Genomic DNA, 8,960 nt, shown 5'->3' with positions numbered 1-8,960 from the left:
TAGAGAACACAAAAACAGCTTTCCGAATTAAAGAATTTGCTTGGCGACCATAGCGATTTGGACCCACCTGATTCCATGCCGAACTCAGAAGTGAAACGAATTAGCGCCGATGGTAGTGTGGGGTTTCCCCATGTGAGAGTAGGACATCGCCAGGCTTTAAATTTGAAGAAGCCCACTCGAAAGAGTGGGCTTTTTTGCGTTTGGCGCACGGTAATTAGTCATCGTGTGCTATCTGATAATTCTCCACTTAAATGTCTCAGCCTGGCTGAGTGATGTCCCTTATACTGATATACCAACTCCTGCTCGCACTTGCTGGTTAAAACCTTTGATGGCAGCGTCGCTATCTACGTGGTGGGGAGTGGTCATCTGGATCAAACTACGTCTTATTTTGAGCGATTCTTCTCTGTTGTGAGTGAACCATGTGTTTACGTTGGGCTCTGTGTGTGGGCGGGGGTAACAAGACGGCCGCTGGGGCTTATATGCGAGCCTGTAAGCACAATTACGGTTGGTGAATGGGAAGGATAATACGGTTACGGCTGGTGCGTTCTGAGCCCTGGACCGCTCTGTCGGCGATCAATTCTTAACTAAGCCTGTCTACAAAACGATTTAGCCGGATCGCATGTTGATCACTCTGTTACCTGCCAATGGATCATCTGATCATTGGCAATGGATCAATACCGATCATTGTGTGCGCTAAAGAAGGGAGCGATAACCATGCTCGTGAAGCGCTCTTTCTCTGCCCGTCAAAGGAAATCCGGTTCAAGATACCAGTCATTGCATTGTGCAGCCTGAGAGAGGCTGTAAGCGTCTTTTGAGTCGGTCGGCTACGTCAACGTTGTGGTATTGATTATATCAGCCAGCAGCCCCTTCAGGGGGAATAGGCCACAATGATAACTTCCTACCACTTATCGGGCACTTTGGTAGGTAAATAGGGAGACAAAATAGAAAAAAGGCTTAGCCATCGCTGACTAAGCCTCTTCAAAAAGATACGTAATGAGCCTAACTTAGTTCATGCCGTATTTTTTAAGTTTCTTGCGAAGAGTACCGCGGTTGATGCCCATCATAGTTGCTGCGCGAGTTTGGTTACCGCGAGTGTACTGCATGATGGTATCTAGTAGTGGCTGTTCAACTTCAGCTAGAACTAATTCGTATAGTTCTGTTACTTCCTGGCCGTTTAGCTGAGCAAGGTAGTTTTTAAGAGACGCTTTAACAGAGTCACGTAAAGGCTTCTGAGTGATTTGATCTTGTGACGTTACTGTAGTTACTGTTAATGCTTCTGAAGTCAGATTTTGTTCGAACATATTCGGTCTAGCTCTTCTCTTAATTATGATGCAACGTTATCAAAATAACCCTCTAACGCATCAAGTTGCAGCTCGGCTGCGTCGATAGCGTTGAAGGTACGGCGAAACTCACTCGCTTGTTCATGTTCTTTCAGGTACCAGCCAACGTGCTTACGCGCGATACGCGGACCTAAATACTCTCCATAAAAATCATGCAGCGCATTCACATGACCAAGCAGTATGTCTTTCACTTCCTCAACAGGAAGCTCAGGCATAGTGGTGCCGTTTTCCAAATAGTGGTGGATTTCCTGAAAAATCCAGGGACGGCCCTGGGCAGGGCGTCCAATCATCAAAGCGTCTGCGCCGGTGTACTCCAGAACAAACTTGGCCTTCTCCGGGCTATCGATATCACCGTTTGCGATAACCGGAATGGATATGGCCTGTTTTACCGCTTTAATGCTGTCATATTCGGCCTCACCTTTGTACATACACGCTTTTGTTCTGCCGTGCAGAGCAAGAGCCTGAATGCCGCAGTCTTCGGCTAATTTAGCGATTTGGACACAGTTTTTATTTTCTGTATCCCAGCCAGTCCGGGTCTTTAACGTCACAGGAACGTTCACCGCGTCCACTACCGCAGTCAAAATCTCTTTGATGATGTCCGGGTATTGAAGCAGTGCAGAGCCCGCCAGCTTCTTATTCACTTTCTTTGCTGGGCAGCCCATGTTGATGTCGATGATTTGTGCACCGTTCTCAACACTGAATTGAGCTGCATCCGCCATAAGCTGTGGATCGGAACCGGCAATCTGTACAGAGCGAATGCCCGATTCGCCTTCATGTACCATGCGCTGTTTCGACTTCGACGTTTTCCATAGCTTCGGGTTCGCGGACATCATTTCACTGACGGCCATTCCCGCACCATAACGAAGACACAACTCGCGAAACGGTCTATCCGTTACACCAGCCATCGGGGCTACGATTAGATTGTTCTTAAGTTGATAATTTCCGATTTTCAAAACGTCATCACAGTTCTGTACCAGCAAGGGCGCGCATTTTACGCATTTTTTCACTGCGTGAAAAGACTAATATTTGAGCATTTACAAATTGTTTTACTAATTTGTATGAAATTCAAACGATTAGCCCTGAAAACCTTATCTAGCCTTGCTTACGACCAGAGATGCGACACCATTCGCTTTGCTCAACGATGGGCTCAATGTGAAGTTCGTCACGATAATAGTTGGCCACATCCTCAGCCTGGGTGTCCAACACCCCGGACATCGCCAACTCACCATTTGGCTTCACCAGTCCTTTGATGATCGGTGCCAGCTCGCGCAATGGACCAGCCAGAATATTTGCCACCACCACGTCGGCAACCAGGCCTTCTGGTTGGTTTTGAGGTAGGTACACTTCAAGCTTATCTGCCACGCCGTTGCGCTCGGCGTTATCGCGAGAGGCTTGTAGTGCTTGAGGATCAATGTCGATCCCGATGACTTTTGCAGCGCCGAGTTTGATCGCGGCGATCGCCAGAATGCCGGAACCACAGCCAAAGTCGATCACCGTCTTGCCGGATAGGTCTAAGCTTTCCAGCCACTCCAGGCACAGTGCGGTTGTTGGGTGCGTGCCGGTACCGAATGCCAGGCCAGGATCAAGCATGACATTCACCGCGTCAGGCTCGGGTACTTCACGCCAGCTTGGGCAGATCCATAAGCGCTCACCAAACTTCATTGGGTGGAAGTTTTCCATCCACTCGCGTTCCCAGTCTTTGTCTTCCAGCTGTTCTACTTTGTAAGCAAAATCGTCTGCCAGCATGTTGCTTGCTTGGATTTGGTTGGTGATGAAGTCTGTATCGGCTTCGGCATCGTACAGTGCCAGAATATCCGTATCACCCCATAAACGCGTTTCGCCAGGCAGAGGTTCGAATACCGGTGTATCCTGCGCGTCTAGGAACGTTACAGACAGCGCGCCAGTCTCTTCCATTAGCATGTCGCCGATTTGCTCGGCGTTTTCATTGGTCGCATTGAGTTTGATTTGAATCCAAGGCATGTGTTTTTGCTCTTAAGGTAAATGAAGTGGCGCAGAGTTTACCAGAACTCTGCGATTTGTTTGAGTATAGAATCTGTACAAAACAAAAATGCCCACAGCTGTGGGCATTTGTCATGAGGTAAACTCGGGCTGGCTTACTGTAGGCCGAGTTTCTTCTCGAGGTAGTGAATGTTAGCGCCACCGTGCTGGAAGTTCTCATCATTCATGATGGATTCCTGCAGCGAAACGTTGGTCTTAATACCTTCGATGATCATCTCACCCAGCGCATTCTTCATTCGCGCAATGGCAACATCACGGTTCTCACCATAAGTGATCAGTTTACCGATCATGGAGTCATAATGCGGTGGTACGGTGTAGCCAGAGTAAATATGTGATTCCCAACGAACCCCCATCCCGCCAGGCGAGTGGAAACGTTCGATTTTACCCGGCGATGGCAGGAAGCGCTCTGGGTCTTCTGCGTTGATACGACACTCAATCGCATGGCCGCGGATCTTGATGTCATCTTGAGTGAATGACAGTGGCTGACCTGCTGCTACGCGTAGCTGTTCTTTGATTAGGTCAACACCGGTAACCATTTCTGTTACTGGGTGCTCAACCTGAATACGAGTGTTCATTTCGATGAAGTAGAACTCACCGTTCTCGTATAGGAATTCGAACGTACCTGCACCGCGGTAACCGATTTCGATACAGGCACGAGTACAACGCTCACCGATGTACTTACGCATTTCTTCAGTGATGCCCGGAGCTGGTGCTTCTTCAACAACCTTTTGATGACGGCGCTGCATCGAACAGTCACGCTCACCCAAGTGAATCGCACCACCCTGGCCATCAGCAATAACCTGTACTTCTACGTGACGTGGGTTTTCCAGGAATTTTTCCATGTAAACCATGTCGTTGTTGAATGCGGCTTTGGCTTCCGCACGAGTCATGGCGATCGCTTCGATCAGGTCTTTCTCTGCGCGAACAACACGCATACCGCGGCCACCGCCGCCACCTGATGCTTTGATGATCACAGGGTAGCCGATGCGTTTTGCATGGGCTTTGTTCTTGTTTTCATCGTCGTCCAGTGGGCCGTCTGAACCTGGCACGCATGGCACGCCAGCTTTCTTCATTGACGTGATCGCAGAGACTTTATCACCCATCATGCGGATGGTTTCGGCTTTCGGGCCGACAAAGATAAAGCCACTTCGCTCTACTTGTTCTGCAAAATCAGCGTTCTCAGACAGGAAGCCGTAACCCGGGTGAATCGCGACAGCCCCCGTCACTTCTGCTGCTGAGATGATGCGTGGGATATTCAGGTAGCTGTCGATACCACGGGCTGGACCAATACAGACGGTTTCATCTGCTAACAGTACGTGCTTAAGATCGCGGTCTGCAGTGGAATGTACTGCTACGGTCTTAATGCCCAATTCTTTACAGGCGCGAAGAATACGAAGTGCAATCTCACCTCGGTTCGCGATGACTACTTTATCTAGCATAAGGCGAGCCCCGCTTACTCGATGACAACAAGTGGTTGGTCGAATTCCACTGGTTGGCCGTCTTCAACCAGGATTGCGGTTACAACACCAGATTTGTCCGCTTCGATTTGGTTCATCATTTTCATCGCTTCAACAATACATAGGGTATCGCCAGCGTTAACACTCTGGCCAACTTCGATAAATGATTTAGCGTCTGGGCTAGGAGAGCGGTAGAAAGTACCAACCATTGGAGAAAGAACTTGGTGGCCGGTTGGCGCTGCGGCTGGTGCCGATTCTGCAACTGGAGCTTCCGCCGCTGCCGCTGCCGCCGGAGCTGGCGCTGCAACTGGAGCGGGTGCTGCTGCGTAATGAACTGGAGCAGCTGCTGTTGCTGGACTGTTGCGACTGATGCGTACCGATTCTTCACCTTCAGAGATTTCTAGCTCAGCAATACCAGATTCTTCAACTAATTCGATTAGCTTCTTGATTTTACGAATATCCATCTTTTCTTTCTCTTTTATCTTGTGAGTAAGACAACCCGTGTGGGTTGCAGAGTGTTGGGTTACTTTGCCTGCAATTTATTAATAGCAGCAGACAGAGCGAATTCATAACCTTGTGCACCGAGGCCACAAATCACCCCCTCTGCTTTATCAGACAGATAAGAGTGGTGGCGAAACGGTTCACGAGCGTGCACGTTAGACAGGTGCACTTCGATAAATGGGATTGCGACACCCAGCAGCGCATCACGCAGGGCAACACTGGTGTGAGTAAACGCAGCCGGATTAATAATAATGAAGTCCACCTGGCCGTATGCAGCGTGGATGGCCTCAATCAGTTCATACTCACGATTGGATTGCAGGTGTTCAAGCTCAATGCCTGACTTGTGCGCCTGATCTGTCAATGTCTTAACGATTTGTGCTAGTGTGAGTGAGCCGTAATGTGCAGGCTCGCGCAGACCCAATAGGTTAAGGTTTGGGCCGTTTAGAACTAGAATTCGTGATTTTGCAGACATTATGTGGCCATCTTCCTTTATCGTGAGTGGAATGTTTATATTCCCAAATATCCGATATTTCAGCACGATTTTTTTGTCAAAATCGGGCTTCTTTTTTAAGATCGACCAAGATTATAGCTAATTCAGCGCAATTAGCAGCAATTTACTGGTCTAATCACCCATCTCGCTATTGTGATTATGTAACCGAGTTAACAAAAACAATCCTTTTTTATAATGCCCAGTATAGCAACAGGAGTTTGTTGACGCTGAAAGCAAAAGGCCACCAATATCTATGGCGGCCTTTCATGCAGGTGGATTAAATCGAAATGAATTAGAGCAGTTCAGCTTTTTCAGCAATCAGTTTATCAACCACACTCGGATCGGCCAGGGTCGAGGTATCGCCCAGGTTACTGGTGTCGCCGGTAGCAATTTTCCGCAGGATACGGCGCATGATTTTACCGGAACGGGTTTTTGGCAGTGAATCTGTCCAGTGCAGTACATCTGGTGTTGCGATTGGCCCAATCTCTTTACGCACCCAGTCTTTGACTTCTTTGTGCAATTCCGCGGAAGGGAACTCGCCATCGTTAAGGGTGATGTAAGCGTAGATCGCCTGGCCTTTGATGTCATGCGGGATACCGACGATAGCCGCCTCGGCGATTTTTCCATGTGCCACCAGGGCGGATTCGATCTCTGCCGTTCCCATGCGGTGGCCCGATACGTTCAGTACGTCATCTACCCGGCCGGTGATCCAGTAGTAACCGTCTTCATCACGGCGTGCACCGTCACCGGTAAAGTACATGCCTTTAAAAGTCGAGAAGTAGGTCTGTTCAAAGCGGTCATGATCACCATACACGGTACGCATCTGGCCCGGCCAGGAGTCGAGAATGACCAGGTTACCCTCGGTGGCACCTTCCACAATATTACCCATGTTATCAACCAGGGCTGGCTGCACGCCAAAGAAAGGGCGGGTTGCCGAGCCTGGCTTGAGTTCGGTCGCTCCAGGTAGCGGGCTGATCAGGATCCCACCGGTTTCGGTCTGCCACCAGGTGTCAACAATCGGCGATTTTTCGTTACCAATAGTCTTGTAGTACCACTCCCACGCTTCGGGATTGATTGGCTCTCCCACTGATCCCATGATGCGCAGGCTGTCACGTGTGGTGCCCTCAACGGCTTCGTCGCCTTTAGCCATCAGGGCGCGAATGGCTGTCGGGGCGGTGTAGAGAATATTGACCTGATGTTTGTCGACCACTTCACTCATCCGGCTGGTATTGGGGTAATTAGGTACCCCTTCAAACAGAATGGTTTTAGCTCCGTTTGATAGCGGGCCATAAATCAGGTAGGTATGACCGGTAATCCAGCCAACGTCTGCGGTACACCAGAAGGTTTCGCCTGGCTGGTAATCGAAGATATATTTGAAGGTCATCGTGGCATAGACCAGGTAGCCCCCCGTGGTGTGCAGCACACCTTTAGGCTTACCCGTCGACCCTGAGGTGTAGAGGATGAACAGCGGGTCTTCGGCTTTCATTTCTTCTGGCGGGCAGTGATCAGAGACTTTGGCAGTGGCTTCGTGCCACCACACATCACGGTGATCGTGCCAGTCAATCGCGCCACCGGTGCGTTTTAGCACCATGACTTTCTCAATGGTTTTTACTTCGGGATTGGTCAGGGCTTCATCGACGTTCTTTTTCAGTGGCACAGCACGCCCACCACGGACACCTTCATCGGCGGTGATGACCACTTTGGCGTCGGAATCAATGATGCGCCCTGACAGGGCCTCGGGTGAGAAACCACCAAACACGACCGTATGCACGGCGCCGATGCGGGTACAGGCCAGCATAGCGATGGCGGCTTCAGGTACCATTGGCATATACAGACAGACGACATCGCCTTTGTGCACGCCTTGCTCTTTGAGGGCGTTAGAAAAGCGGCACACTTCCTGGTGCAGTTGGTTAAAGGTAAGGCTTTTATCGTCGGCCGGATCGTCTCCTTCCCAAATGATCGCCACATCATCCCCGTGCTCAGCAAGATGACGGTCGATACAGTTGGCTGACACATTCAGTGTGCCGTCTTCGAACCAGCGGATGTCAACGTGGCCGGTATCGAATGAGGTACTTTTTACCGTGCTGAACGGTTTGATCCAGTCAACGATCTTTCCGTGCTCGCCCCAGAAGCCCTCAGGATCCGTTACCGACTGCTGGTACATGGCTAGGTAAGTATCATTATCCGCGTGCGTTTGCGCTTTAATATTTTCTTTTACCGGATAAACGTGGGCTTCGCTCATGGCTTCTCTCCTTGTGCCTTTATTTTTCGGCCTTGGACCTGTCAAGCTAGTCAACTGACGTTGTGGGTTCTAACAGGTCTGTGGTTCGTAATCGGGCTGTTGCCGTGCCACTATGCTTAGTGACTTCAAACTTGTGCCTATAACTGTCAACCACTGGACGGTTTTCTACAATTAGACTTTAGGATGATAGGTGGAAAGTGGCGTGGAGGTGATTGATATAACGTGAAATTCTTCAGCTTTCGAGCGGGCTAACCAGGTTATTGCGTATAAGGTACCGATAGCGAGGGTAAGTCCCCTTTGGTCAGGCGGACGAAGACTAAAGCCGCGGAAATGGCATCTTGCAGGGCATCGTGTTTATCTTGTATCGGCAGTTCAAGATGTTTGCAGATAGCATCCAGACTTAAGTCGAAGTAAGCGTTGGGCAAATGTTGCTCGAGTTTATCATGATAGATCTGACTGACTTCAATCAAAGGGTTAGGCAGCGGGAAGCCTAAATGACGCCGGCAGGCGAGATTCAAGATCTTTTTGTCATAGCGGATGTGGTAACCGACCAGTGGCCGGTTACCAATAAAGGCCAGCAGTTTGACCAGCGCTTCACACTCGCTGATACCATCGGCGAGATCTTGGTGGCGGATTTTATGAATCTTGACTGAGCCGGAGTCGAGCGACTGAGGTGCGCGCAGGCGCACTTCAAACGGCTTACTGGTCAGGATGCGGTTGCCGATGATTTTGGTTGCCGCAATGGTGACCAACTCGGCACAGTTGGGATCCAGGCTGGTGGTTTCGCAATCGAGCGAGACATATTCGCTGTGGTCGACGCCAGCAAACAGGGGACGGTATGGTGACTCTTTTAACCGGTAGTACCAATATTTGCGTGTTAGCCAGTTCAAACCTGTACTCCTTACTTAGCG

General features: G+C 49.8%; 8 protein-coding genes and 1 rRNA gene. 1 reads left to right on the top strand and 8 read right to left on the bottom strand.

Features of this window, described 5'->3' with window-relative positions:
- The first annotated feature begins 39 nt into the window (after positions 1-39).
- Positions 40-155 (top strand): 5S ribosomal RNA (rrf, locus tag P2G85_RS13925).
- Positions 156-1,004: 849 nt separating this feature from the next.
- On the opposite strand, the gene fis is transcribed toward rrf, so the two are convergent.
- The 8 genes from fis to P2G85_RS13885 all read right to left on the bottom strand — a co-directional run bounded on the left by fis (position 1,005) and on the right by P2G85_RS13885 (position 8,939).
- Entirely contained in the window at positions 1,005-1,301 is a 297-nt protein-coding gene (gene fis, locus P2G85_RS13920) for a DNA-binding transcriptional regulator Fis (RefSeq protein WP_000462885.1), read from the bottom strand.
- 23 nt (positions 1,302-1,324) lie between these two features.
- Positions 1,325-2,293 (bottom strand): tRNA dihydrouridine synthase DusB, encoded by a 969-nt coding sequence (gene dusB, locus P2G85_RS13915; RefSeq protein WP_275864680.1) that lies wholly within the window; start codon positions 2,291-2,293, stop codon positions 1,325-1,327.
- A 139-nt stretch (positions 2,294-2,432) separates the two neighbouring features.
- Positions 2,433-3,320 carry a 50S ribosomal protein L11 methyltransferase gene (gene prmA / locus P2G85_RS13910; RefSeq protein ID WP_275864679.1) on the bottom strand — a complete coding sequence of 296 codons (888 nt, stop codon included), beginning with the start codon at positions 3,318-3,320 and terminating at the stop codon, positions 2,433-2,435.
- 134 nt (positions 3,321-3,454) lie between these two features.
- Positions 3,455-4,798: an acetyl-CoA carboxylase biotin carboxylase subunit gene (gene accC, locus P2G85_RS13905; protein ID WP_275864678.1), complete on the bottom strand. Its 1,344-nt coding sequence runs from the start codon at positions 4,796-4,798 to the stop codon at positions 3,455-3,457.
- A 14-nt stretch (positions 4,799-4,812) separates the two neighbouring features.
- Positions 4,813-5,280, bottom strand: a complete 468-nt coding sequence (gene accB / locus P2G85_RS13900) for an acetyl-CoA carboxylase biotin carboxyl carrier protein (RefSeq protein WP_275864677.1) — start codon at positions 5,278-5,280, stop codon at positions 4,813-4,815.
- Positions 5,281-5,339: 59 nt separating this feature from the next.
- Positions 5,340-5,789, bottom strand: coding sequence for a type II 3-dehydroquinate dehydratase (gene aroQ, locus P2G85_RS13895; protein ID WP_275864676.1), 450 nt, complete (start codon positions 5,787-5,789; stop codon positions 5,340-5,342).
- Positions 5,790-6,099: 310 nt separating this feature from the next.
- Positions 6,100-8,049 (bottom strand): acetate--CoA ligase, encoded by a 1,950-nt coding sequence (gene acs / locus P2G85_RS13890; protein WP_275864675.1) that lies wholly within the window; start codon positions 8,047-8,049, stop codon positions 6,100-6,102.
- 257 nt (positions 8,050-8,306) lie between these two features.
- Positions 8,307-8,939, bottom strand: a complete 633-nt coding sequence (locus P2G85_RS13885) for a 3'-5' exonuclease (RefSeq protein ID WP_275864674.1) — start codon at positions 8,937-8,939, stop codon at positions 8,307-8,309.
- Positions 8,940-8,960 lie beyond the last annotated feature (21 nt).

This window comes from Vibrio sp. CAU 1672 (assembly GCF_029223195.1).
GTDB lineage: Bacteria > Pseudomonadota > Gammaproteobacteria > Enterobacterales > Vibrionaceae > Vibrio.
The sequence above is the reverse complement of the archived record's forward strand: the minus strand, read 5'-3'. Positions and strand labels throughout refer to the sequence as shown.